This is a genomic window from Serratia sp. CY44782 (genome assembly GCF_052168715.1).
GTDB lineage: Bacteria > Pseudomonadota > Gammaproteobacteria > Enterobacterales > Enterobacteriaceae > Serratia > Serratia nevei.
The window spans coordinates 16,179-39,233 of record NZ_JBJNME010000010.1; the positions used below are offsets into that span (position 1 = coordinate 16,179).

At 60.2% G+C, this 23,055-nt stretch carries 21 protein-coding genes; 6 read left to right on the plus strand and 15 right to left on the minus strand.

Going from position 1 to position 23,055, the window contains the following annotated elements; all coding sequences use genetic code 11:
• Window positions 1-7: 7 nt before the first annotated feature.
• The 3 genes from ACJ8HT_RS18995 to ACJ8HT_RS19005 all read right to left on the minus strand — a co-directional run bounded on the left by ACJ8HT_RS18995 (window position 8) and on the right by ACJ8HT_RS19005 (window position 4,219).
• Window positions 8-1,132: an aromatic ring-hydroxylating oxygenase subunit alpha gene (locus ACJ8HT_RS18995; RefSeq protein ID WP_194572527.1), complete on the minus strand. Its 1,125-nt coding sequence runs from the start codon at window positions 1,130-1,132 to the stop codon at window positions 8-10.
• Window positions 1,133-1,158: 26 nt separating this feature from the next.
• A complete protein-coding gene (locus ACJ8HT_RS19000; protein ID WP_194572528.1) occupies window positions 1,159-2,769 on the minus strand; it encodes a BCCT family transporter in 1,611 nt (536 codons plus the stop codon).
• A 364-nt stretch (window positions 2,770-3,133) separates the two neighbouring features.
• Window positions 3,134-4,219 carry a tartrate dehydrogenase gene (locus ACJ8HT_RS19005; protein WP_004931578.1) on the minus strand — a complete coding sequence of 362 codons (1,086 nt, stop codon included), beginning with the start codon at window positions 4,217-4,219 and terminating at the stop codon, window positions 3,134-3,136.
• An 82-nt stretch (window positions 4,220-4,301) separates the two neighbouring features.
• Here ACJ8HT_RS19005 and ACJ8HT_RS19010 point away from each other — a divergent pair, with 82 nt between their 5' ends.
• The 4 genes from ACJ8HT_RS19010 (at window position 4,302) to fbaA (ending at window position 9,021) form a co-directional block, all read left to right on the plus strand.
• Complete coding sequence (locus ACJ8HT_RS19010; protein ID WP_274534220.1) at window positions 4,302-5,261, plus strand: LysR substrate-binding domain-containing protein; 960 nt, start codon at window positions 4,302-4,304, stop codon at window positions 5,259-5,261.
• Between the two features lie 313 nt (window positions 5,262-5,574).
• The gene (epd, locus tag ACJ8HT_RS19015) at window positions 5,575-6,591 is read left to right on the plus strand and encodes an erythrose-4-phosphate dehydrogenase (protein ID WP_004931582.1); all 1,017 of its coding nucleotides are present in this window, start codon (window positions 5,575-5,577) and stop codon (window positions 6,589-6,591) included.
• A gap of 70 nt (window positions 6,592-6,661) precedes the next feature.
• Entirely contained in the window at window positions 6,662-7,825 is a 1,164-nt protein-coding gene (pgk, locus tag ACJ8HT_RS19020) for a phosphoglycerate kinase (protein ID WP_025160206.1), read from the plus strand.
• A gap of 116 nt (window positions 7,826-7,941) precedes the next feature.
• Complete coding sequence (fbaA, locus tag ACJ8HT_RS19025; protein ID WP_025304179.1) at window positions 7,942-9,021, plus strand: class II fructose-bisphosphate aldolase; 1,080 nt, start codon at window positions 7,942-7,944, stop codon at window positions 9,019-9,021.
• Window positions 9,022-9,240: 219 nt separating this feature from the next.
• On the opposite strand, the gene ACJ8HT_RS19030 is transcribed toward fbaA, so the two are convergent.
• Window positions 9,241-9,909: a DUF1345 domain-containing protein gene (locus tag ACJ8HT_RS19030; RefSeq protein ID WP_048234646.1), complete on the minus strand. Its 669-nt coding sequence runs from the start codon at window positions 9,907-9,909 to the stop codon at window positions 9,241-9,243.
• Window positions 9,910-10,114: 205 nt separating this feature from the next.
• Here ACJ8HT_RS19030 and mscS point away from each other — a divergent pair, with 205 nt between their 5' ends.
• Window positions 10,115-10,981: a small-conductance mechanosensitive channel MscS gene (gene mscS, locus ACJ8HT_RS19035; RefSeq protein ID WP_015378992.1), complete on the plus strand. Its 867-nt coding sequence runs from the start codon at window positions 10,115-10,117 to the stop codon at window positions 10,979-10,981.
• Between the two features lie 82 nt (window positions 10,982-11,063).
• Here the strand turns inward: mscS and ACJ8HT_RS19040 are convergent, their stop codons facing one another.
• The 3 genes from ACJ8HT_RS19040 to ACJ8HT_RS19050 form a co-directional block, all read right to left on the minus strand.
• A complete protein-coding gene (locus ACJ8HT_RS19040; protein WP_197653247.1) occupies window positions 11,064-12,413 on the minus strand; it encodes an MFS transporter in 1,350 nt (449 codons plus the stop codon).
• 171 nt (window positions 12,414-12,584) lie between these two features.
• Entirely contained in the window at window positions 12,585-13,616 is a 1,032-nt protein-coding gene (locus tag ACJ8HT_RS19045) for a methionine synthase (RefSeq protein ID WP_047729896.1), read from the minus strand.
• Between the two features lie 25 nt (window positions 13,617-13,641).
• Window positions 13,642-14,619, minus strand: coding sequence for a DUF1852 domain-containing protein (locus ACJ8HT_RS19050; protein WP_047729897.1), 978 nt, complete (start codon window positions 14,617-14,619; stop codon window positions 13,642-13,644).
• 317 nt (window positions 14,620-14,936) lie between these two features.
• On the opposite strand from ACJ8HT_RS19050, the gene ACJ8HT_RS19055 reads away from it, so the two are divergent.
• Window positions 14,937-15,476: a DUF2058 domain-containing protein gene (locus ACJ8HT_RS19055; protein WP_025160208.1), complete on the plus strand. Its 540-nt coding sequence runs from the start codon at window positions 14,937-14,939 to the stop codon at window positions 15,474-15,476.
• Between the two features lie 7 nt (window positions 15,477-15,483).
• Here ACJ8HT_RS19055 and ACJ8HT_RS19060 read toward each other — a convergent pair whose 3' ends face one another.
• From ACJ8HT_RS19060 to yiaK, 8 genes are all read right to left on the minus strand, one after another.
• Window positions 15,484-16,182: an RluA family pseudouridine synthase gene (locus tag ACJ8HT_RS19060; RefSeq protein WP_089186441.1), complete on the minus strand. Its 699-nt coding sequence runs from the start codon at window positions 16,180-16,182 to the stop codon at window positions 15,484-15,486.
• A 145-nt stretch (window positions 16,183-16,327) separates the two neighbouring features.
• Window positions 16,328-17,023, minus strand: coding sequence for an L-ribulose-5-phosphate 4-epimerase (gene araD / locus ACJ8HT_RS19065; protein ID WP_025304171.1), 696 nt, complete (start codon window positions 17,021-17,023; stop codon window positions 16,328-16,330).
• A complete protein-coding gene (locus ACJ8HT_RS19070; RefSeq protein WP_194572532.1) occupies window positions 17,017-17,877 on the minus strand; it encodes an L-ribulose-5-phosphate 3-epimerase in 861 nt (286 codons plus the stop codon). Before ACJ8HT_RS19070 ends, araD begins: the two co-directional genes overlap by 7 nt.
• Window position 17,878: 1 nt before the next feature.
• Window positions 17,879-18,535: a 3-keto-L-gulonate-6-phosphate decarboxylase UlaD gene (gene ulaD, locus ACJ8HT_RS19075; protein WP_194572533.1), complete on the minus strand. Its 657-nt coding sequence runs from the start codon at window positions 18,533-18,535 to the stop codon at window positions 17,879-17,881.
• The gene (locus ACJ8HT_RS19080) at window positions 18,532-20,022 is read right to left on the minus strand and encodes an FGGY-family carbohydrate kinase (protein ID WP_169318901.1); all 1,491 of its coding nucleotides are present in this window, start codon (window positions 20,020-20,022) and stop codon (window positions 18,532-18,534) included. The genes ulaD and ACJ8HT_RS19080 overlap by 4 nt, the downstream gene beginning before the upstream one ends.
• A complete protein-coding gene (locus ACJ8HT_RS19085; RefSeq protein WP_194572535.1) occupies window positions 20,022-21,317 on the minus strand; it encodes an MFS transporter in 1,296 nt (431 codons plus the stop codon). The genes ACJ8HT_RS19080 and ACJ8HT_RS19085 overlap by 1 nt, the downstream gene beginning before the upstream one ends.
• Before the next feature lie 124 nt (window positions 21,318-21,441).
• Complete coding sequence (locus ACJ8HT_RS19090; RefSeq protein WP_194572536.1) at window positions 21,442-21,912, minus strand: YhcH/YjgK/YiaL family protein; 471 nt, start codon at window positions 21,910-21,912, stop codon at window positions 21,442-21,444.
• Between the two features lie 13 nt (window positions 21,913-21,925).
• The gene (yiaK, locus tag ACJ8HT_RS19095; RefSeq protein ID WP_194572537.1) at window positions 21,926-22,924 is read right to left on the minus strand and encodes a 3-dehydro-L-gulonate 2-dehydrogenase; all 999 of its coding nucleotides are present in this window, start codon (window positions 22,922-22,924) and stop codon (window positions 21,926-21,928) included.
• Window positions 22,925-23,055: the final 131 nt, after the last annotated feature.

Consider the following 23,055-nt stretch of genomic DNA (forward strand, 5'->3'; position numbering starts at 1 on the left):
CGTCGCATCAGGGTTGATAAACCTGCGCCAGCAGGTTGTGGAAGTGGGCGATGCCGTGTTCGCTGACGCCGCTGCCGGCGCCGTCGGCCATGATGCGCCCCTGGCCGCGATAGCCGCGCGATTTGAGGCCTTTTTGCACGCTCTCCACCAGCCGCAAATCTTCCGGGCGGAACACGTCGCGGTACCAGTCGATCAGTTTGAGCTGCTCGTCGCTCAAATCGGCGTTGGTGAAGTAGATGTCGTAGTGCTGCAGGGTGGTTTCTGCATCGACCGGGAACTCATAGATCACCGTCATCATGCCTTCCAGCGGCGGCATGTTGAACATGGTGCACGGCCACAGCCAGATGCCGTGGAAGCTGGCTTCTTTACCCTCTTCAAACTTGAACGACTGCTCGGAAGGGCGGGCGTAGCCGAACTGCAACGTCCAGTTGCCGTGCAGGGTGTGCCAGTAGCGGTCGACCTGCACCGAGTCGGCGAAGCCGGGGTGCGCCGGGCCGCAGTGGTAGCACTCGAGGTAGTTGTCGACGATGTTCTTCCAGTTGGCCGGGGTACGGGTGACGAAGCGCGCCGCCAGCTTGAGATCGTCGACCTGTGGGCAGGCTTCGCGCACTTTGGCGCCGAGACCCGGCAGCTGGTCTTCCACCGCGCCGGCCTGCGAGTCCAGATTGACGTAAATAAACCCGGCGTACTCTTCGACCCGCACCGGCATCAGGTGCGAGTTTTCCTTATCGAAGTTCTGCACGTTTTCGCAGTTGCGCGCGTGTGCCAGTTCGCCGTCCAGCTTGAACGCCCAGGCGTGATAAGGGCAGGTGATGACGTTTTTCGCCCGGCCGTCGCCCGCCAGCAGCTGGTGGCCGCGGTGCGGGCAGACGTTGTAAAAGGCGCGCAGCACTTTGTCGCGGCCACGCACCACCAGAATGTTTTCACCGATGATCTCGCGGGTGATGTAGTCGTTCGGTTCGGCGAGCTCGCTGCGGTGCGCCACGCAAATCCAGCTGGTGGCGAACACCTGCTCTTTTTCGTGCTCGAACGCCGCCTGGTGGGTATAGAACCGGGCCGGAATGGTGTAAGCCTCGCGGGCGTCGGCGCAGAAATCTTTCGGTAAGGTAAATTCAGGGATCAGAGTGCTCATAAGTTAACCTTCCTCTTTTCTTATTGTCATTTCGCCATAGGGCGCGGTTGATACGACGATGGAGCGGAGAGTTCGGCGGCCGGCGGCGCCTCGGGCAGCGCCGGCGCGCTGCTTTCGATCAGGTGAGCCGGAATGGCCGCGTAGTCCTGCTTCAGCCAGCGGGCGAAGCCGTAGGTTTTCACCAGCAGCACCAGCAGGAACGGCAGCGCGGTCAGGATCACCGTGGTTTTCATGGTGTCCAGCGAGGCGCCGGTGAACAGGATCGACAGCGGGATCAGGGTGATCACCACGCACCAGAACAGGCGCAGCATCGGGCTGGGATCTTGCCCCTCCTGCAGGTTGCGGGTGCTGGTGGCGGCCATGGTGTAGGCCACCGCGTCCATGTGCGAGGCCAGGAAAATGATCATGATGAACAGATAGGCGGCCAGGAACAGCTTGCCGAGCGGCAGCGCCGTCAGCAGCATCTGCACGGCGGTTTCGCCGCCCTGGGTGCTGAGGATCTCCGGCACGTTGAGCTGCCCGCTGATGAACTGGTGCATGGCGTAGCTTTCCAGCGAGCCGAAGAAGAACCAGCAGCCGAGGGTGCTGCCGAGCAGCAGCGCCCAGATCACCTCTTTAATCTTGCGGCCGCGCGAGACGCGGGTGACGAACATCGCCACGCCCGGGGTATAGGAGATCCACCACAGCCAGTAGAACACCGTCCAGCTGCGGCTGAAGCTGCCGTCGCCCATCGGATCGGTGAACAGACTCATCTGCAGGAAATTTTGCGCCGTCAGACCGATGGCGTTGATGGTGTTGTTGATGGTGAACTCGGTGGGGCCGACCAGCAGCACCAGCCCGGCGAAGACGAAAGCGCCCCAGCCGACCATTTTGCTCAGGCGCTGCATGCCACCGTCGATGCCGATGTAGGAGCTGAGGCAGAAAATCACCGCCGCCAGCAGGATCACCGTCGCCTGCACCACGAAATTGTCGGGGATGCCGGTCAGCGCCGTCAGCCCCCGGGTAAAGGTGGAGGCGGTCAGCACCAGCGAAATGGTGAGGGCGCCGACGGTGGCGACCAGGAAAATCAGATCCACTATCCGCCCGATCGGGCCGTTGGCGCGCACGCCGGTGATGGCGGAAATGATCCCCGACAGGCTGAGCCCTTTGTTCTTACGCACGTGGAAGTGGTAGGCCATGATCAGCGAGGCGAGGGCGTAGGTCGCCCAGGCGCTCAGGCCCCAGTGGAAGAAGGAGTAGCTGATGCTGTATTCCAGCGCCTTTGGGGTGCGCGGCGCGATGTTCAGCCCCGGCGTCTGGTAGTAATACGCCCACTCCATTACCCCCCAGTACAGGGTGGACGAGCCGAGGCCGGCGCAGATGAACATGAACAGCCAGGCCAGCGTGGAGTATTGCGGTTTGCCTTCGCCGAGGCGGATGTTGCCGTATTTGCTCAACGCCAGATACAGCACCACCAGCAGGGCGATCAGCACCAGGATTTGAATGGTTGAACCGAACAGCCGGGTGACGCCGTTGAAAATGGTGTTGGCGATAAGCGCGGATTGAGCCGGAAAGAGCATCAGGCACATGGCGATCAGCGCAATACTGCACAGGCTGATGGCGATGAGCGTGACATCCTTTTTAGGGTTGCTCTGCATGGGAGTGAACTCCTGTTATCGGTGGTGGGCCGGTGCGCGAAGCGTAGGGTGCGCCCGGGCCTTATTGGTTTGAACCCTTTGTTTTGTTACACCGCGAGGAGCAAACGCCCCGGCAGAACGCCGCCGAGAATATTTACTCTTCATTAACATTTTCGAGTGTGCACAAATTACAGGAGGGCCACAATTGGGGTATCTGTAAAAGGATAAAACACAGTATGTAAACAATTTGTTGTGATCTTGACCGGGGTATTGGCGTGCTTTCTGCGGTGGTTTTCAGCGGATTTGCGGCGGCGATCGAAGCGGAAAAACGGACGTGGCAAAGCAGGGCGCGAAAACGCGCCCTGCGCAGGAAAATCGGTGATGCTTAGCGTTGCAGCAGGGCGGCGATCGCCTGGCCAACTTGCTGGGTGGAGGCATCGCCGCGCATGTCCGGCGTGCGCGGCCCGTCGGCGATGATGCGCTCGATCGCCTGCAGGATGCCGTCATGCGCCTGGCGGTAACGGGCATCGCCGTCGCCGAGGAAGTCCAGCATCATCGCGCCGCTCCAGATCATGGCGATCGGGTTGGCGATGTTCTTGCCGAAAATGTCCGGTGCCGAGCCATGCACCGGTTCGAACAGCGACGGGAAGTTGCGCTCCGGGTTCAGGTTGGCCGACGGAGCAATGCCGATGGTGCCGGTGCAGGCCGGGCCGAGATCCGACAAAATATCGCCGAACAGGTTGGAGGCCACCACCACGTCGAAGCGTTCGGGGTTCAGCACGAAGCGCGCGCACAGAATATCGATGTGCTGTTTGTCCCAGGCGATATCGGGGTACTGGCGCGCCATCTCCGCCACGCGCTCATCCCAGTACGGCATGCTGATGGCCATGCCGTTGGACTTGGTGGCGGCGGTCAGGCGTTTGCGCGGGCGCTGCTGCGCCAGCTCGAAGGCGTATTTCAGAATTCGGTCCACGCCCTGACGGGTGAAGACCGATTCCTGGATCACCATCTCGCGTTCGGTGCCTTCGAACATCCGCCCGCCGAGCGAGGAGTATTCCCCTTCGGTATTTTCGCGCACCACGTAGAAATCGATGTCGCCCGGCTGTTTGTTCGCCAGCGGGCAGGGCACGCCGGGAAACAGCCGCACCGGGCGCAGGTTGACGTACTGCTCGAAGTCGCGGCGGAATTTCAGCAGCGAACCCCACAGCGAAATGTGATCGGGCACCGTATCCGGCCAGCCGACGGCACCGAAATAGATGGCGTCGAAGCCTTTGAGCTGCTCAAACCAATCATCGGGCATCATCTGGCCGTGGTGCTGGTAGTAGTCGCAGCTGGCCCACTCGAAGGTGTCGAATTCCAGCGACAGATCCCAGCGCGCCGCCGCCGCCTGCAATACCCGTATGCCTTCCGGCAACACTTCCCGCCCGATACCGTCCCCGGGGATAGCGGCAATCTTGTAAGTTTTGCTCATACAGAGGTCTCATTTGTAGGTAGGGGAGATTGACAACACTGTTATCCTATAATTGACTAACTGTTAATCAATCTCGAAAACGGTGAAACATAAAACACGAATCATGAACAATATGCCGATCCTGAGTGACCTGCGGGTGTTCGTGCTGGTGGCGCGCCGCGCCGGGTTTGCCGCCGCCGCCGAAGAGCTGGGCGTGTCGCCGGCCTTTATCAGCAAACGCATCGCGTTGCTGGAAAAGGCGCTGGACGTGTCGCTGCTGCACCGCACCACGCGGCGGGTGGCGATCACCGAGGACGGCGAGCGCATCTACGAATGGGCGCAGCGCATTCTCAACGATGTCGATCAGATGATGGACGAACTGTCCGAGGTGCGTCAGGCGCCGCAGGGCATGCTGCGCGTGGTCAGCAGCTTCGGCTTCGGCCGGCGCTTCGTGGCTCCGGCGCTGTCGGCGCTGGCGCGGGAGTATCCGCAGCTGGAGCTGCGGCTTGACGTGTCAGATCGGTTGGTGGATCTGGTCAGCGAAGGGTTCGATCTGGATATCCGCATCGGCGACGATATCGCCCCTAATCTGATCGCGCGCAAGCTGGCGGACAACCAGCGCATCCTGTGCGCTTCGCCGGCGTATCTGCAGCGCCACGGCGTGCCGAAAAGCGTGGCGGAGCTGGCGGGCCGCGCTTGCCTGGTGATCAAGGAGCGCGATCACCCGTTCGGGCTGTGGCGGTTGCAGGGGCCAGGCGGCGAAGAGACGGTGAAGGTGACGGGGGCGCTGGCGTCGAACCACGGTGAAATCGTGCACCAGTGGTGCCTGGACGGGCAGGGCGTTGCGCTGCGTTCCGCCTGGGACGTGAAAGAGAACATCGACAGCGGCAGGTTGGTGCACATTCTGCCGGAGTATTTTCAGCCGGCCAACATCTGGGCGGTGTACGTTTCCCGGCTGGCAACGTCGGCGAAAGTGCGGGTGACGGTCGAATTTTTGCGCGACTATTTCCGTGAGCACTACGGCGAAACGGGGGCGGCGAGTGAAAATCCGCCGCGGCCTTGAGGCCAAAAATGTGCGCCAGATCATCTTATGCTCGTAAAACTCCCCTCCGTTACTTGTGGAACTGTTGCACCTGTTCCTTTTGCCAAAACTTTGGTTTATGCTCAGCTGAAGCGTTTCAGTTGAAGCACTCTTCGACAGAAATGCCGATGTGACGGCGGCGAAAAGCCGCTGAAGCGCGGGAATAATGCAAACGCGGCGATTCACAGCGGGCGGTGCGATCCACTACTCTATGCGGGTTAGTGAGACAACCAGTCAGCGCCGGCCCGGCGCCGGTGAGTCAACCCGGCGGGGACGGCCCTTTTTCAGGAGCAGCATGACCATCCGCATAGCGATAAACGGCTTTGGCCGCATCGGCCGCAGCGTATTGCGCGCACTGTACGAATCGGGACGACGGGCGGAAATCTCCGTGGTGGCGATCAACGAGCTGGCGAATGCCGAGGGCATGGCCCATCTGCTGAAGTACGATTCCAGCCACGGTCGCTTCGCCTGGGATGTGCGGCAAGAGTGCGACACGCTGAGCGTTGGAGACGACGCAATTCGCCTGTTGCATCAGCCGGCGGTGGAGCAGTTGCCCTGGGGCGAGCTGGGCGTCGACGTGGTGCTGGACTGCAGCGGCGTGTACGGCAGCCGGGCGGATGGCGAAGCCCATCTGGCGGCGGGGGCGAAGAAAGTGCTGTTCGCCCATCCGGGCGGCAACGATCTGGACGCAACCATCGTGTTTGGCGTCAACCATCAGACGCTGTTGGCGGAACATCGCATCGTGTCCAACGCCTCGTGCACCACCAACTGCATTATTCCGGTGATCAAGCTGCTGGACGACGCCTACAGCATCGAATCCGGCACCGTGACCACCATTCACTCGGCGATGAACGATCAGCCGGTGATCGACGCGTATCACGCGGATTTGCGGCGCACCCGCGCGGCGAGCCAGTCGATCATTCCGGTCGATACCAAGCTGGCCGCGGGCATCACCCGTATCTTCCCGCAGTTTTGCGATCGCTTCGAGGCTATCTCGGTGCGCGTGCCGACCATCAACGTGACGGCTATCGATCTTAGCGTCAGCGTGAGCGCCGCGGTGAAGGTGGCGGAGGTCAACCAGCTGTTGCAAAAGGCCGCACGGGAGTCATTTCGTGGTATAGTTGACTACACGGAATTACCATTGGTCTCGATCGATTTTAACCATGACCCGCACAGCGCTATCGTCGACGGTACGCAGACCCGGGTCAGCGGGCAGCACCTGATAAAGACCTTGGTCTGGTGCGACAATGAATGGGGCTTTGCCAATCGGATGTTGGATACCACCCGGGCAATGGCCGCCAGCGGTTTCTAGTACGGCGGCGCCGGCGTGACGGGCGCGCTGCTCAGGCAATTTTATAGAGATTCAATAAAGAGGGTTCACCATGTCTGTAATTAAGATGACCGATCTGGATCTGGCGGGTAAACGCGTACTGATCCGCTCCGATCTGAACGTGCCGGTAAAAGACGGTAAAGTGACTTCCGACGCGCGTATCCGCGCTTCCCTGCCGACTATCGAAGCTGCGCTGAAGCAAGGCGCCCGCGTGATGGTGACCTCCCACCTGGGTCGTCCTACCGAAGGCGAGTACAACGAAGAATTCTCCCTGCTGCCTGTGGTCAACTACCTGAAAGATCATCTGAAATCCCCAGTGCGTCTGGCGAAGGATTATCTGGATGGCGTCGACGTCGCCGAAGGCGAACTGGTGGTGCTGGAAAACGTCCGTTTCAACAAGGGCGAGAAGAAAGACGACGAAACCCTGTCCAAGAAATACGCGGCGCTGTGCGACGTGTACGTGATGGACGCGTTCGGCACCGCGCACCGCGCGCAGGCTTCCACCCACGGCGTGGGCAAGTTCGCGCCTGTCGCCTGTGCCGGCCCGCTGCTGTCCGCCGAGCTGGAAGCGCTGGGCAAGGCCCTGGGCAACCCGGCCCGTCCGATGGTCGCCATCGTGGGCGGTTCTAAAGTGTCCACCAAACTGACCGTGCTGGATTCCCTGTCCAAAATCGCCGATCAGCTGATCGTCGGCGGCGGCATCGCCAACACCTTCGTGGCGGCGCAGGGCAACAACGTGGGCCAGTCCCTGTACGAACCTGACCTGATCCCGAACGCGCAGAAACTGCTGGAAACCTGCGACATCCCGGTTCCGACCGACGTGCGCGTCGCGACCGAGTTCTCCGAAACCGCGACCGCAACCGTGAAGCAGGCCAACGAGATCCAGGACAACGAGCAAATTCTGGATATGGGCGACGTCTCTGCCGAGCGTCTGGCCGTGATCCTGAAGAACGCCAAGACCATTCTGTGGAATGGCCCGGTTGGCGTATTCGAGTTCCCTAACTTCCGTAAGGGCACCGAAATTGTCGCCCGCGCGATCGCCGATAGCGACGCTTTCTCTATCGCTGGCGGCGGCGACACTCTGGCAGCCATCGATCTGTTCGGTATCGCTGACAAAATTTCCTACATCTCCACCGGCGGTGGCGCATTCCTGGAGTTCGTTGAAGGGAAACCGCTGCCTGCAGTCGTGATGCTGGAAGAGCGCGCTAAGCAGTAATTCAGACAACGGGAGGCGAAAGCCGCCCGTTTGTTTTATACCGCGCGGCTCACGCTGCGCGGCGTGAAAACATCGATTTACATCCATCTACGGCCGACGAAACAGGACAAAGTAACATGTCTAAAATTTTTGATTTCGTAAAACCGGGTGTCATCACGGGTGATGACGTTCAGAAAGTCTTCGCAGTTGCTAAAGAGAACAACTTTGCGCTGCCAGCGGTAAACTGCGTGGGTACCGACTCCATCAACGCAGTGCTGGAAGCCGCGGCTAAAGTGCGCGCGCCGGTCATCGTTCAGTTCTCCAACGGCGGCGCCGCGTTCATCGCCGGCAAAGGCGTGAAGACCGATGTGCCTCAGGGCGCAGCGATTCTGGGCGCCATCTCTGGCGCACACCACGTTCACCAGATGGCTGAACACTACGGCGTGCCGGTGATCCTGCACACCGACCACTGCGCGAAGAAACTGCTGCCATGGCTGGACGGCCTGCTAGACGCTGGCGAGAAGCACTTCGCCGCTACCGGCAAACCGCTGTTCTCTTCCCACATGATCGATCTGTCTGAAGAATCTCTGGAAGAAAACATCGAGATCTGCAGCGCCTACCTGAAGCGCATGGCCAAAATCGGCATGACGCTGGAAATCGAACTGGGCTGCACCGGCGGTGAAGAAGATGGCGTGGACAACAGTCATATGGACGCATCCGCTCTGTACACCCAGCCGGAAGACGTGGCTTACGCGTACGAAAAACTGAACGCCATCAGCCCGCGCTTCACCATCGCTGCCTCCTTCGGTAACGTGCACGGCGTGTACAAGCCAGGCAACGTCAAGCTGACCCCGACCATCCTGCGTGATTCTCAGGACTACGTGTCCAAGAAATTCAACCTGCCGCACAACAGCCTGAACTTCGTGTTCCACGGCGGTTCCGGTTCTACCGACGCAGAGATCAAAGAGTCTGTGGGTTACGGTGTGATCAAGATGAACATCGACACCGACACCCAATGGGCGACCTGGGACGGCATCCTGCAGTACTACAAAGCGAACGAAGCTTACCTGCAGGGCCAGCTGGGCAACCCGAAAGGCGCCGATCAGCCGAACAAGAAATACTACGATCCACGCGTATGGCTGCGCGCAGCGCAGACCAGCATGGTGACGCGTCTGGAGCAGGCCTTCAAAGATCTGAACGCGGTAGACGTTCTGTAATCTTCGGCACCTGTTGCACGATGCAAAAGGCTCCCTGCGGGGAGCCTTTTTGTTTATGACAAGCCTGATGGCGTTGCCTGGCTTGCCGTTGGCAAAATATAAAAAATAAGGAAAATCAAGATATTGATTTTCGGTTGATGACCACAAAGGAGGAAAAACCACGTTTTTTCCTCCTTTGTTGGTGAGTTAAAGGCTCCCTGCGGGGAGCCTTTTTCGTTTTCAGCCCAGCAGGCCAGCGCCGACGTTGATAGACAGGCCCAGGATCAGCATGTTGAACGCGAAGGAGATCACCGACTGCAGCAGGGTGACCTTACGCACCTCCGCTGCTCCGACCGCCACATCGGCGGTTTGCGACGCCACCGCAATGGTGAAGGAGAAGTAGGCGAAATCCAGATAGGTCGGCTCGGTGAGGTTGCCGGGGAACAGCAGCGGCAAAGGATCCTGCTGTGCACCCTGGCGATAAAACTGGTGGGCATAGTGCATGGTGAAGGCGGTCGGCAGCAGCAGCCAGGAGACCACCAGCGTGGCACCGGTCAGCAGCAAATGCAGCGTCTTCAGAGAGCCGGCCACCTGTTTGGCGCTGCTCAGTTCAAACAGGATCGCGAGTAAACTGACCAGGCAACCGAGGCTGACCAGCGTCAGCACCATACTGGCGCTTTCATCCTGCCGCCGTGCGATCTGGCGAATGTGCTGCGGCGTGCTGATCAGCATCAGCCGCCAGAGAAACAGCAGGTAGAGCCAGGCCAGCGTATTCCAGCCGATCATCAGGCGCTGCAGCAGCGAAAGTTGGGCGGGCAGCAGCAGAAAGCACAGCAGCCCGGCGCCGACGGAAAACAGCAGCCTGGGCCGCACTTGCCAATAGTGTTTGAGCGAAGAGCGAATGTGCATGATTAACGGATCCCTTGTCGTGAAATGGCCAACGCGCTGTTCTCAGCATAGAAGAAGCGGCGGGCGGTTTCGGCTATTTTTAACGCTGACGGTTGGCATGAGCCTTTAATGTTGGTTACCCTTAGGCGGTGGTTTCCTACTGGTCGCCGAGGCCAGTGTATTTTTGCGAGTTTCTCCCGTTAGGGACTGAGTTAGGACGACACGAATGAAAGATTTGAATGTAGTAGACGGCATCAACGGTGCCGGCGACTGGTTGGTGAAGAACCAGGATCTGTTGATCCAGTACGCGGTGAATATCGTCGCCGCCATCGTTATCCTGATCATCGGTTCGATCGTGGCCCGCGTGGTCGGTAATGCGCTGAACCGCGTGATGAAGCTGCGCGGCATCGACGCCACGGTGGCAGACTTTCTGTCGGCGATCGTGCGCTACGGCGTGCTGGCGTTCACCTTCATCGCGGTGCTGGGGCGCGTTGGCGTGCAGACCACCTCGGTGATCGCCGTGCTGGGTGCCGCCGGTTTGGCCGTCGGTCTGGCGCTGCAAGGGTCGCTGTCCAACTTCGCCGCCGGCGTGCTGCTGGTGATCTTCCGCCCGCTGCGCGTGGGTGAATATGTCGATCTGGGCGGCGTGGCCGGTACCGTCGATCAGGTGCAGATTTTCTCCACCACCCTGCGTACCGCAGACAACAAAACCATCGTGGTGCCGAACGGTAAAATCATCGCCGGCAACATCATCAACTACTCCCGTGAACCGAACCGCCGCGTGGATATCGTGGTAGGCGTGGCCTACAATGCCGATATCGACGTGGTGAAAAAGGTGCTGGGCGACGTGATCGCCGCCGACAAGCGAATCATGCATGCCAAAGGCGTGACTGTGCGTCTGAACGAGATGGCGCCGTCTTCCCTGAACTTCGTCACCCGCTCCTGGACCACCAACGCGGAATACTGGAACGTGTACTTCGATTTGATGGAAAACTTCAAGCGCGCGCTGGATGCCCACAACATCGGCATTCCGTTCCCGCAGATGGACGTGCACCTGTATCGCACCGAAGACGCTTCCGCCAAGGCGGAATAACAGAGAAGGGGGCCTTGGCCCCTTTTTTCATTACAGGCCGAGACGCCATCGATGGCGTCTCGGCCTTTTCTTTTCCGCGAGGTCAGGCGCCAGCGGCCGGTTCCGCGAGCGGCGCGCGACGATGCAGGCTGAGGCGATAGAGCAGGAAGATAGCGACCGCGCCCAGCAGCGCCGGCAGCGCTAGCCAGAGGAAGAACACTTCCGCCGATCCGGCGGCGGTCATCATCCAGGCGCCGAGCATCGAGCCGACGATCGAACCGAAGCGGCCATTGGCCATGGCCCAGCTGACGCCGGTCACGCGGGCAGCGGTCGGGTAAAGGGTGGCGGAGACCAGGTTCAGGCCGTTTTGCGCACCGGCCACGCCGAAGCCAATCAGGAACACGACGGCGGCCAGCGTATAGACGTCGCCCATCAGATACCCGGTCGCGCCGATCACCAGCGCGGCGCCTAGGTAGGAGAGGGCCAGCACGCGGTAGGGCCCGACCCGGTCCATCAGCAGCGCCATCAGGATGGCGCCCAGGGTGCCGCCGAGCGGCACCATCGCCCCGATGCGCGAGGCGTGGGCGATATCGTAACCGGCGTCTTTGAGGATCGTCGGCAGCCAGCTGGTGAGCAGGTAGAACACGAACAGCGAACAGAAGAACGCCGCCCACAGCAACAGGGTGCGCACGGCGCGCCCTTCGATAAACAGGTGCGAGATCGGCGACTTGGCCTGTGCCGGGCGTTCGTCATCGACGATGGTGATCCCCGTCCAACGCCGGCCGGTGATACGCTCGACCACCCGGCGCAGCCGATCGGCATGTTTGGCGTTGGCGGCCATAAAGCGTACCGACTCGGGCATCTGCCAGGCCAGCAGCGGCAGCAGCGCCAATGGCGCAATGCCGCCGACCAGCAGCACGCCGCGCCAGCCGAACGCCGGAATGATCTGCCCGGCCAGCAGGCCGCCCAGGGCCAATCCGGCGGTAAAGCCGCTCCAGCTCAGGGTGACCATCAGCATGCGGCGGCGCGCTGGAGAGTACTCCGAGCTGAGGGTGATGCAGGTCGGTATCGCGCCCCCGAGGCCAATGCCGGTGATGAAGCGCAGCAAGGTCAGGGATTCGATCGATTGCGTATAGGCCGAAGCCAGGGTGCAGCCGCCAAACACCAGCACCGCGACGAGCAGCACGCGTTTGCGGCCGATGGCGTCGGCGATCGGCCCGAACAGCAGGCTGCCGATCAGCAGGCCGAACAGCCCCGCGCCGAAGGCGGGAGAGAGCTGCGAGGGCTGTAGGCCCCACTCTTCACGCAGCGCCGGGGCGATATAGCCGATGATGGCGGTATCGAAGCCGTCCAGCAGGGCGATCAGGAAACACAGGGTAAGGATGAGGATTTGATAAGGCGAGATCCTGGCGCGATCGATGATTTCGCTGATGCGAGCGGTATTTGGGCTCATGAGGGTTCCACTGTTATTAAGCTGTTGTGGGCTGGCTGAGGGGCCGTTCAGGCCGCTGTGGCTGGCATCGCGTAGAAACCCGAGTATACACCAGAGGGGGGACGTTGCGGGGAGAGGGAGTCGATGATCATCGCCCACCGCAGGAGGCTCCTGCGGCAGGCGCTGGCGAGGTTATTTGGCCAGCAGTTCCCGGCGCACGATCTCGGCGCCCGCACTCAAGGCATTCAGCTTGCCGCTGGCGACCTGACGAGGCAGGGGAGCCATGCCGCAGTTGGTCGACGGGTAGAGCTTGTCGGCATCGACAAACTGCAGCGCTTTGCGCAGCGTAGCGGCCACTTCCTCCGGCGTCTCAATGGTATGATTCGCCACATCAATGGCGCCAACCATCACTTTCTTACCGCGAATCAGTTCAAGCAGATCCATCGGGACGTGCGAGTTATGGCACTCGAGCGAGATGATATCGATAGTAGACGTTTGCAGCTTGGGGAACGCCTCTTCGTATTGCCGCCACTCAGAGCCTAGCGTCTTTTTCCAGTCGGTGTTGGCCTTAATGCCGTATCCATAGCAGATATGCACCGCCGTTTCACATTTAAGCCCCTCAACGGCCCTTTCCAGGGCGGCGATGCCCCAGTCATTCACTTCGTCAAAGAACACGTTAAATGCGGGCTCATCAAACTGAATAATGTCGACGCCGGCGGCCTCGAGCTCTTTGGCTTCCTGATTGAGGATCTTGGCGAATTCCCAGGCCAATTTTTCGCGGCTTTTATAGTGGTTGTCATAGAGCGTGTCGATCATGGTCATCGGCCCCGGCAGGGCCCATTTAATCGGCTGCTTGGTCAGCTGGCGTAAAAATTTGGCGTCTTCAACGAATACGGGCTTTTGGCGCGCGACCGCACCCACGACGGTTGGCACGCTCGCCTCATAGCGATTGCGAATTTTAACCACTTCGCGTTTCTCGAAATCGACGCCGCTGAGGTGCTCGATAAACGTCGTGACGAAGTGCTGGCGCGTTTGCTCGCCATCGCTGACGATATCGATGCCGGCCTGTTGTTGTTCAGCCAGCGACAAACGCAGAGCGTCCTGTTTCCCTTCGATTAATTCTTCATTCTGCAATTTCCAGGGCGACCACAGGGTTTCCGGCTGGGCCAGCCAGGAAGGTTTAGGCAAGCTGCCGGCGGTCGAGGTAGGGAGCAATATTTTCATAATAGATGACCTGTATTTAAGTGAGTCAAAGCGCGTAGTGAGCAGACCATTGCTCAAGAATGGGCTTGTAGGGCTTGATAAATTGCTCTTCCGTAAATTTCCCCTGCTCAATCGCTAACCGGCTACGCTCTTCGCGATCGTAAACAATCTTGGTTAATGAATGATCCTGGTTATTCAGGCTTGGCTGATAGCATTGCCCTGCCGCCGAGTTGGCATTGTAAATTTCAGGCCGATAGATTTTTTGGAAGGTCTCCATCGTGCTGATGGTGCCGATCAGTTCCAGATCGGTGTAATCGCTCAGCAAATCCCCGGGGAAATAAAACGCCAGGGGCGCAACGCTATTTTTCGGCATGAAGTAGCGCACCTGCAGGCCCATTTTTTTAAAATACCGGTCGGTCAGTGAAGCGCCGTCTTGCCGATACTCGTCGCCCAACACCGGATGTTGATTGCCCGTCCGATGATAGGTGTCTTTGCTGGACACGCTGAGGCAGATCACCGGCGGTTTGCTGAAATTCTCATGGTATGCGTTTGAATTGACGAAGTGCTTAAAGATATTGCCGTGCAAATCGCCGAAATCATCCGGAATGTTGAATTCCGCCGTGTTTTTATTGTGCGCCGGCAGCAGGACGCTAAAGTCGTAATCGCGCACGTAAGACGAGAAGTTATTCCCGACGATGCCCTCAAGACGCTTTTGCGTTTTTTTATCAATGATGTTGGTTTTCAGGATTTCAATTACCGGGAAGCTGGCCCCCTGATCTTCAACGCGCATCTCAACCGAAATGATTTCAAGCTCAACCGAATAGCGGTCGGCCTTGGGGTTATCCCAATGCGCCAACGAATTGAAGCGATTGTTAATCATCACCAGCGTGTTGCGCAGGTTCTCCCGGCGGTTTTCCCCTCTGGCCAAATTGGCGAAGTTGGTGGTGATACGCGTACTTTCAGAAGGGTTATAATCTTCATCGAAAGAACTGCTCTTAATCGTAAAGGCAAAGTCTCTATTCATCGTCTTATAGCATCCTGTTATATGATATGAGGGCTGGATTTATCCATTTATTTCAATGTGTTGTTTTTATCTTTTTTTTATTCAGCCGATTTCATATTGTCTGTCGTTAATGAGGTCTATTTTTGCCAGAGTCCCGAAGGGAGTGAAAGAGACTTAATTTCATTACTACATGAGCAGTATTCATGATCTGGCGTTCGTGCCGGTTTGCCGCCGTTGCCCTGCGGCGCAAACCGCCAACGTACCGGGTCGGCAACCTGGTGCAGCCTGAAAAATTACGGGTATAATCCCCCCATGACCCCACGGCTTCAGACACGAACATGACAAAACTCACCTTACAAGAGCAGATGCTCAAAGCGGGCTTGGTTACCAGCAAGAAAATGGCCAAAGTCCAAAGAACGGCTAAAAAATCACGCGTTCAGGCCCGTGAGGCCAGAGAGGCGGTGGAAGAGAATAAAAAGGCGCAGCTTGAGCGCGATAAGCAGCTGAGTGAGCAGCAAAAGCAGGCCGCGCTGTCCAAAGAATACAAGGCGCAGGTGAAGCAGCTGATCGAGATGAACCGCATCGTTCTGGCGAAAGGCGATATCGGTTTCAACTTCACCGACGGTAACCTGATCAAGAAAATCCTGGTGGATAAGGCGACGCAGACCCAGCTGATCAATGGCCGTCTCGCCATTGCCCGCTTGGTGGTCGAGAACCGCGAAGAGTGTGAATACGCGATTATCCCTGCGAGCGTCGCCGATAAAATCGCGCAGCGCGATGCGGCCAGCATTGTGCTGCACAGCGCGCTGAGTCAGGAAGAGCAGGATGAAGACGATCCGTACGCCGACTTCAAAGTGCCTGACGATTTGATGTGGTAAACCGCGTTCAGAACGGCGCGGCGTGACGAGCGGCGATCCGCGCTCCGCTGATGGGGTGCACAAAGTCCAGCTCGCTGGCGTGCAGCATCAGCCGCGGCGTCTGTTCGGTACCCTGCAGCAGACGCCCGCCGTACAGATCGCAGCCTAAAATAGGGTGGCCCAACTGCCGGCTGTGAATACGCAGCTGGTGGGTGCGCCCAGTCTCTGGGGTGAGCTGCACCCGCGTCAGCGGCAGCGAGATCCCGCTCTCCGCTTCACGATAAAAACGCTCGACGACCCGATAGCGGGAGCGGGCGGGTTTGCCGTGGAGGGCGCAAATTGACATCAGCGGGAACAGCGCCGGATCTTTGGCGATTGCCGCGTCTATGACCCCTTCGTTATCTGCCAGATGGCCGCAGAGCAGCGCGCTGTACACTTTGCTGACGGTGCGCTCGCTGAACTGCCGGCAGAGCGCGGCGTTGGCGGCTTTGTTGCGGGCCACCACCATCAACCCGGACGTGCCGAAATCCAGGCGGTGCACCAGGGCGCAGCCGGGGAAGATCTGTACCAGCCGATGGTGTACCGAATCGAGATTCTGCGGGTTCTTGCCCGACAGGCTGAGCAGCCCGGCCGGCTTATTGATCAGCGCCAGATGGTCGTCCTGATAGAGGATCTCTATTTGGTCATGGCATGGCGGGGCGATAAAGGTATCGGTGATCGTAGACATCGGGCGGCCGGCTGGAGGGTGGGTGCGGATGATAGCGAATTTCGCGTCGATGAGCGAATGCGGTTTTCGCTACACTGTGTCTCATGCCCGTTGGCACCCGATGCGGCAAAGCATCGGGTGCCACGGTTTTGGGGCCCCGGCGGCCCTACTGCCCGTAGTAGGCGTTTTGGCCGTGTTTGCGCAGGTAGTGTTTGTCCAACAGCTCGCGCTGCATGCTGTGAATGCCCGGCGTCAGCTGGCGCGAGAAAATGCCCATGTAGGCAATTTCTTCCAGCACCACCGCATTATGCACCGCGTTGTGGGCGTCTTTGCCCCAGGCGAAGGGGCCGTGGGCATTGACCAGTACCGCTGGGATAGCGTTGGGATTGATATCGCGCTGGCGGAAGGTTTCGATAATCACGTTGCCGGTTTCCAGTTCGTAATCGTGCTCAATTTCATCCTGGGTCATCAGGCGAGTGCAGGGGATAGCGCCATAAAAATAGTCGGCGTGGGTGGTTCCCCAGGCGGGGATGTCCAGCCCGGCCTGCGCCCAGATGGTAGCGTGGCGCGAATGGGTGTGGACGATGCCGCCGATATCGGCAAATTCGCGGTACAGCGCCAGATGGGTGGCGGTGTCCGACGACGGTTTTTTTGCCCCCTCGACGGTGCGGCCGCTGGCCAGATCGACCACCACCATATCCTCCGCCGTCATATGCTCGTATTCAACGCCTGACGGCTTGATCACCACCAGACCGCGTTCGCGATCCACCGCGCTGACGTTGCCCCAGGTAAAGGTCACCAGCTTATGGCGCGGCAGATCGAGATTGGCCTCCAGCACCTGTTGTTTTAACTGAGTCAGCATGTCATGCCCCCTTGTTGCATTTTCTGTTCGATCCAGCGGCGGGCCTGAACGATCTCGGCCACCGGCTCCTCGGCTTTTTCTGTCCACATCTCAATCAGGAATGCGCCACGGTAATTGAGGCGCTGCAGCGTGCGAAACACCTCGACGAAGTCGACGCAGCCTTCGCCAAACGGCACGTCACGGAATTGCCCCGGCGAAGTGGCGGTGACTGGGTAGGTGTCCTTCAGGTGAATGGCGGCGATGCGATCGATGCCCAGCTCCAGCTCGCGCGGCACGTCATTGCCCCAGGCGCTGAGGTTGCCGACGTCCGGATACACCGTGAACCACGGCGAGGCCAGCAGGGCATCCCAGGCTTTCCATTTACCGATCGAGTTCATAAAGGCGGTGTCCATAATTTCCACCGCCAGCATCACCTGGGCGGCGGCGGCACGCTCTACCGCCCACTGCATGCCTTCGCTAAAGCGCGCCAGCGTCCCCTCGTCCTGCTCTTCGTAATACACGTCGTAGCCGGCCAGCTGGATCGTCCTGATACCGACATCTTTGGCCAGTTGAATGGCCTGTTCCATCACGTCGAAGGCGCGCTGTCGCAGCGCCGGATCGTGGCTGCCAAAAGGAAAGCGCCGGTGGCCGGAGAGGCACATGGACGGAATGCGGATGCCGGTTTCCAGCATGGCGTCCACCAGCGCCAGGCGCTGCGCCTTGCTCCAGCTCAGGCGCGCCAGACGTTCATCGCTTTCGTCCACCGACATTTCGACGAAGTCGAAGCCGCAGGCCTTGGCCAGCGCCAGGCGTTCGGGCCAGCTCAGGTGTTTCGGCAGCGCTTTCTCGTAAATTCCCAACGGGTGCTGACGCATATCATGATCTCCAGATGTCATCGATGGCGGTGCGGAACTGCCTGGCGGCCGCCGGCGGATCGCCGGCCTCGGCCAGCGCGCGGCCGGCGATAAAGGCGGTGACGGCGATCTCTTTAAACAGCGGCAGGTCGACGGGCGTGATGCCGCCGGTCACCGACAGCTCGATGCCCAGATCGGACAGCGCCTTCATCCGATCCAAATCCTGCCGGCCCCAGGTTTGCCCGCTGGCCTGCGCGTCGCGGCCGCGGTGATAGATCGCCTGGCGAATGCCGAGGCCGCGCCATTGCCGCGCATCCTCCAATGTCCAGCGGCCGAACAGTTCGATCTGGATTTCACCGCCGTGACGCTCGGCGACCTCCCGCGCGCTGGCCATGGTGGCCAACGGCGCGGCGCAGATCACCGTCATCCAGTTCGCACCCTGGCCGAAGGCCTGCTCGGCCAGCGTCGCACCGGCGTCGGCCACCTTGAGATCGGCCACCAGCGTGTGCTGCGGACAGCGCTCGCGCAGCGCGCTAACCGCCTGAATGCCGGCGCTGATGCACAAAATGGTACCGGCCTCGATGATGTCCACATGGGGGCTGAGGGTCTCGGCGGTGCGCAGCGCCGTATCCAAACGGGTTTGATCGAGCGCCAGCTGCAGGCGCGGTTTCGTGCTCATGGAGCCTCCTTGTTGGCGGGCTGCAGATGTTGCAATGCAGCAATCAGCGCCTGATAACGTTGGTGTTTGTTGTCGTAAGCTTCGGCAGCGGCCGCATCAGGCAGCAGCCGCTCGATACGCGGCGCCAGCCGGTGCTGGGCGGCGGTGAAATCGTTGAAGACGCCGCTGCCGACCATGGCCGCCATCGCCGCGCCCAGACAGCCGGTTTCTTCCACCTGCGGCAGCTCAACCGGCAGGCCGCTGACGTCGGCGAACATTTGCATCCAGGGGAGGGATTTGGCGGGGCCTCCGGTCACGCGCAGCGCCTGCGCCTCAGGGAAACGCCGGCGCATGCGGTTAAGGTGCGTCATGTGGCAGAACACCACGCCTTCGTAGATCGCCTGCACCAGGTGCTCGCGCTGGTGGAAGGCCTGCAGACCATAGAAGCTGGCGCTCAGCCCCAGGCCGGCGTTGGAGCCATACAGGAAAGGGGCGAACAGCAGATCGCCTGCGGCTTTCGGCAGGGCGGCGACCCAGCGGTTAAGCTGGTCGTAGTCCTGCAGCCCCCATTGGTGACAGAACCACTCCAGGTTGGCGGCGGAAGTGGGGCTGGCTTCGTGCACGATGTATTGGCCGTTTTCGGCGTGGCGGCCATAGACAAAGGGATGATCGAAGCCCTCGACGATGGCGTCGGTGATGCCGCTGGTGACCGACCAGGTCCCCATCACCGCATTGAGGCGGGTTTCGTCCTGCAGGCCGGCGCACAGCGCGGTGGACACCACGTCGAACAACCCGCCGACCACCGGGGTGCCGGTTTGCAGGCCGGTGATGGCCGCGGCGTTTGCCGCGACGCGCCCGGCGATCTCGGCCGAACCGACAATCGTCGGCAGGGCGGGCATGATGTCGCCGATACCCAGCAGCTGCGCCAGCGCCGGGTCATAGCGTCCGCTGCGCATCTGATACAGGTTGGATTCGGAGATATTGGTTTCTTCGCAGGCCAGCTCGCCGGTCAGGCAATAGCGTAGGTAGTCGTGCGCCATCAGCACGCTGCCGATGCGGGCGTAACGTTCCGGCTGATGCCGCTTCAGCCAGCGCAGCAGCGAGACCGGGTGCCCGGTCCACAGCGTTTGGCGCGTTTGCGGATACAGCGCCTGCGGCACGCCCTGCCGCTGCCATTCCTGCACCAGCGCCAGCGCGCGCTGATCGGAAGAGAGCATGGCGTTGCCCAGCGGCTGCCCCTGCTTATCCAGCAGAAACGCCCCCTTACCCTGCGCCGAGATGCCGATGGCCTGGATGGCGCCGGCGGCGACACCGCTGGCGGACAGCACTTCACGGATCACGTCGGCGGCGGTGCGCCACAGCGATGCCATATCGCGCTCGGCCCAGCCGGGCTGCGGCGCGACGATCGCCAGATTGCGCCGCGCAACGCCGTGTTCATGGCCCCTGCGGTCGTATAATCCCGCCTTGATGAAGGTACCGCCGCAGTCCAGCCCCAGCCAATATTCCATCATTCGCTCCTCGCGCTGTGGTCGCATTTATTGGGCAGCATCAACGCCAGCACGGAGGCGATCGCCAACGAGGCCGCCAGGCTGTAGACGCCGATATCCTTGCTGAACAGGCTGATCAGGACGCCGACCATATACGGGCCGCAAAAGCCGCCGAGGTTGCCCAGCGCATTGATCACGCCGCGCGCGCCGCCGGCCACTTCGGCGTTGAACAATTTGGGCGGGATGGTCCAGAACACCCCGGCCGCCGCCTGAATAAACACGCCGCAGCCGACCAGCGCAGCGTAAGACCACCAGACGTGATCCTTCAGCAGCACCGACAGCGCCATGCAGGTGGCAAAGCAGGCCAGCGGCAGGGCGACGAAGACTTTGCGCTTGCCGGTGCGATCGGAGAGGGTGGAGATGATCAGCATGCCGAAGATGGCGCCGATATAGGGCAAGATAGCCAACATGCCCACTTGCTCCATATCGCCGTGGGTCAGCCCTTTCAAAATGGTCGGCAGCCACAGGGTGTAGCCGTAGATACCGGTCTGGTAGAAGAAATTCACCAGGATCAGCTGCCACATGATCCGGTCGCCCAGCACCCGGCGCAGCGAGGCGTTGCGCACCGTTTTTCCTTTGATCAGCAGCTGTTCGTCGTGCAGGGTCTTCACCAGATACTCTTTTTCCGCCTGCGAGATCCATTTGGCCTCTTGGGGGCGGTTGCTGATGGTGAAATACCACAGCGCCATCACCACCAGCGACAGAGCGCCCTCCACCAGGAACAGCATGCGCCAGTCCCAGGCGGTGATGATCCAACCCGACAGCGGGGCGGTGAGAATGCCGGCGATCGGTACGAACATGATGACGATGGCGTTGGCGCGGCCGCGCTCCTTATCCGGGAACCAGTTGCTGATCATGGTCAGCACCACCGGCAGCATGCCGCCTTCGGAAACGCCGAGGGCGAAGCGCAAGAACAGCAGCTGGTACTGGTTGGTGACCAGCCCGGTCAGCACCGAGATCACCGCCCAGGCCAACAATGACCAGCCGATGAATTTCTTGCCGTTGCCGTATACCGCCAGCTTGCCGCCGGGCACCTGCAGAAACAGGTAACCGATGAAGAAGATGCCGCCGGCCAGCCCGGCCATCGAGGCGGTGATGCCGAGTTCGTCATCCATGCCGCCGGGCATGGCGAAGGCGATGTTGACCCGGTCCATGTAAGAAATGATGCAGGTGATGAGGATCGGCGGCACGATCCTCAGCCAGCGGAGCTTGGGTATCGCCTGGCTTTGGCTGACGGAAACGGAGGCTGTATTCATAAGGACCTCTTTCGATATTCGCTTTTTGTAGGGTCGGGCGTTATTGTTTTGCTTGATTTGGGCGCAAGGGCGCCCGCACAGGCCTCATGGACCGGTGTTGTTATCGTTACGGGTGTTGCGTCTATCAGGCGCTAAACGACGCCAGCGGTATCTTCACCACCACCTTGCGTATCGTGCAGGGGCGTTGGTTAATGCAGGCCGGGCGATGCACGTCCTGCGGAAAAAATACCGCGAAGTTGCCGGGCCGCATCGTGAGCCAGGATTCGTCGGTCACGTTCTGATAAAACAGGATGTCGCGCTGCGCCAGCAGCTCCTGATGAATGACGTTGTCGCCGTTGTCCGCCGCTACGCCGATAAGCTCGGTACCGCTGACCAGAAACTGCACGTCGACGTTTTTCCGGTGTACTTCCGGGCGCAGCGCATCCGGTGGTTGGGTATGCAGATCCAGCACTTGCACCACGTAGCCGGTGGCGGGATCTTCATAGCGCCCTGCGGGCAAGACGCTGAAATCGGTGCGCTGCAAATAGGCGACGGCGTTGGCGACCGGCGTCGGGTACTGCTCGGGCGCTGTGTTGGCGATGTGGCCGAATATCATGATGATCCTCCCGTTACAGCGCCTGAATGCGCGCCCAAACCCGTTCGTCGACCGGAATGCCGTCGCGCAGGTTTTCTTCCAGAATGCGCGGGAACTTGTGGCCTGGCAGGCGAATGGCAACGTCGGGGTTGTCCTGTTCGGCGCTGGTGACGTAATCCATGATGCGCTGCAGTTTTTGATCGCGGCTGTCGCCGTCGATCAACCGGTCTACCTCAATCGCGATGAACACTTGCGAGACGCCGTATTCGTCGCGGTGATCTTCCGTCACTTCCGCCACCGAGGCGCCGCCGGACAGCAGGGTGGCGATCATGTCCAGCACGATCGACAGCGCCGATCCTTTCCAATACCCCATTGGCAAAATGCGTCGATTCTCCTCGATGGTGGCCGGATCGCGGGTCAGGCGGCCGTCGTTGTCGAAGCCGCCGTCCACCGGCAGAGTTTTGCCCGCCAGCCGGTTCAGCTCTAGCGCGCCGTAGGAAAACATCGACATCGACATGTCTACCATGGTGATCGGGTTACCGGGTACGGCGACGATCAGTGGGTTGGTGCCGATACGGCACGTTTTGGCGCCCCACGGCGGCATCACGGCGATCGAGTTGGTCCAGCAAATGCCGATATAGCCTTTCTCCGCCGCCTGCCAGCCGTAGCCGCCGCCGCGCATCCAGTGGTTGGCGTTGCGCAGCGCCACCAGGCCGATGCCATGAACGTCGGCTAACTGCATGGCGCGATCCATCATGCGGCGGGCGGTAAGGTTGCCGATGCCCTGGTGCGCATCCCATTGCTCGATCGCCCCCAGAGACAACAGTTTGCTGGGTTCGGCGTCCGGCACGATATCACCGGCGTCCAGCTGCTGAATAAAGCGCGGAAAGCGGTTAACGCCGTGGGAATAAACGCCGCTGGCGGTGGTGTCGGCGAACATGCCGGCGCAGTCATCGGCGGTGTGCTCCGCCACGCCGTGCGCCAGCAGCACGCGTTTGAATTGGTGTTTTAACTCGCTGTAACTCACTCTCATGCCGGTTCTCCACCTGTGCGAATCGCCTGTTTTTGGTTCGCTAAATTTCAATATACGAAATTGCATTTCAAATAAATGCTATCCCGGCGATTCAAGGAAGTCAAAGCAAGGGGGAGTAAAATTATTCATGA

What these genes read in the sequence shown, in the direction of transcription:
- ACJ8HT_RS19050 (WP_047729897.1), bottom strand. Translation starts at nt 14,619, where the DNA reads ATGAATAGAGACTTTGCCTTTACGATTAAGAGCAGTTCTTTCGATGAA.
- ACJ8HT_RS19055 (WP_025160208.1), top strand. Translation starts at nt 14,937, where the DNA reads ATGACAAAACTCACCTTACAAGAGCAGATGCTCAAAGCGGGCTTGGTT.
- ACJ8HT_RS19090 (WP_194572536.1), bottom strand. Translation starts at nt 21,912, where the DNA reads ATGATATTCGGCCACATCGCCAACACAGCGCCCGAGCAGTACCCGACG.
- ACJ8HT_RS19080 (WP_169318901.1), bottom strand. Translation starts at nt 20,022, where the DNA reads ATGGAATATTGGCTGGGGCTGGACTGCGGCGGTACCTTCATCAAGGCG.
- epd (WP_004931582.1), top strand. Translation starts at nt 5,575, where the DNA reads ATGACCATCCGCATAGCGATAAACGGCTTTGGCCGCATCGGCCGCAGC.
- ACJ8HT_RS19005 (WP_004931578.1), bottom strand. Translation starts at nt 4,219, where the DNA reads ATGAGCAAAACTTACAAGATTGCCGCTATCCCCGGGGACGGTATCGGG.
- mscS (WP_015378992.1), top strand. Translation starts at nt 10,115, where the DNA reads ATGAAAGATTTGAATGTAGTAGACGGCATCAACGGTGCCGGCGACTGG.
- ACJ8HT_RS19000 (WP_194572528.1), bottom strand. Translation starts at nt 2,769, where the DNA reads ATGCAGAGCAACCCTAAAAAGGATGTCACGCTCATCGCCATCAGCCTG.
- ACJ8HT_RS19060 (WP_089186441.1), bottom strand. Translation starts at nt 16,182, where the DNA reads ATGTCTACGATCACCGATACCTTTATCGCCCCGCCATGCCATGACCAA.
- pgk (WP_025160206.1), top strand. Translation starts at nt 6,662, where the DNA reads ATGTCTGTAATTAAGATGACCGATCTGGATCTGGCGGGTAAACGCGTA.
- ACJ8HT_RS19030 (WP_048234646.1), bottom strand. Translation starts at nt 9,909, where the DNA reads ATGCACATTCGCTCTTCGCTCAAACACTATTGGCAAGTGCGGCCCAGG.
- fbaA (WP_025304179.1), top strand. Translation starts at nt 7,942, where the DNA reads ATGTCTAAAATTTTTGATTTCGTAAAACCGGGTGTCATCACGGGTGAT.
- yiaK (WP_194572537.1), bottom strand. Translation starts at nt 22,924, where the DNA reads ATGAGAGTGAGTTACAGCGAGTTAAAACACCAATTCAAACGCGTGCTG.
- araD (WP_025304171.1), bottom strand. Translation starts at nt 17,023, where the DNA reads ATGCTGACTCAGTTAAAACAACAGGTGCTGGAGGCCAATCTCGATCTG.
- ACJ8HT_RS19070 (WP_194572532.1), bottom strand. Translation starts at nt 17,877, where the DNA reads ATGCGTCAGCACCCGTTGGGAATTTACGAGAAAGCGCTGCCGAAACAC.
- ulaD (WP_194572533.1), bottom strand. Translation starts at nt 18,535, where the DNA reads ATGAGCACGAAACCGCGCCTGCAGCTGGCGCTCGATCAAACCCGTTTG.
- ACJ8HT_RS19085 (WP_194572535.1), bottom strand. Translation starts at nt 21,317, where the DNA reads ATGAATACAGCCTCCGTTTCCGTCAGCCAAAGCCAGGCGATACCCAAG.
- ACJ8HT_RS19040 (WP_197653247.1), bottom strand. Translation starts at nt 12,413, where the DNA reads ATGAGCCCAAATACCGCTCGCATCAGCGAAATCATCGATCGCGCCAGG.
- ACJ8HT_RS19045 (WP_047729896.1), bottom strand. Translation starts at nt 13,616, where the DNA reads ATGAAAATATTGCTCCCTACCTCGACCGCCGGCAGCTTGCCTAAACCT.
- ACJ8HT_RS18995 (WP_194572527.1), bottom strand. Translation starts at nt 1,132, where the DNA reads ATGAGCACTCTGATCCCTGAATTTACCTTACCGAAAGATTTCTGCGCC.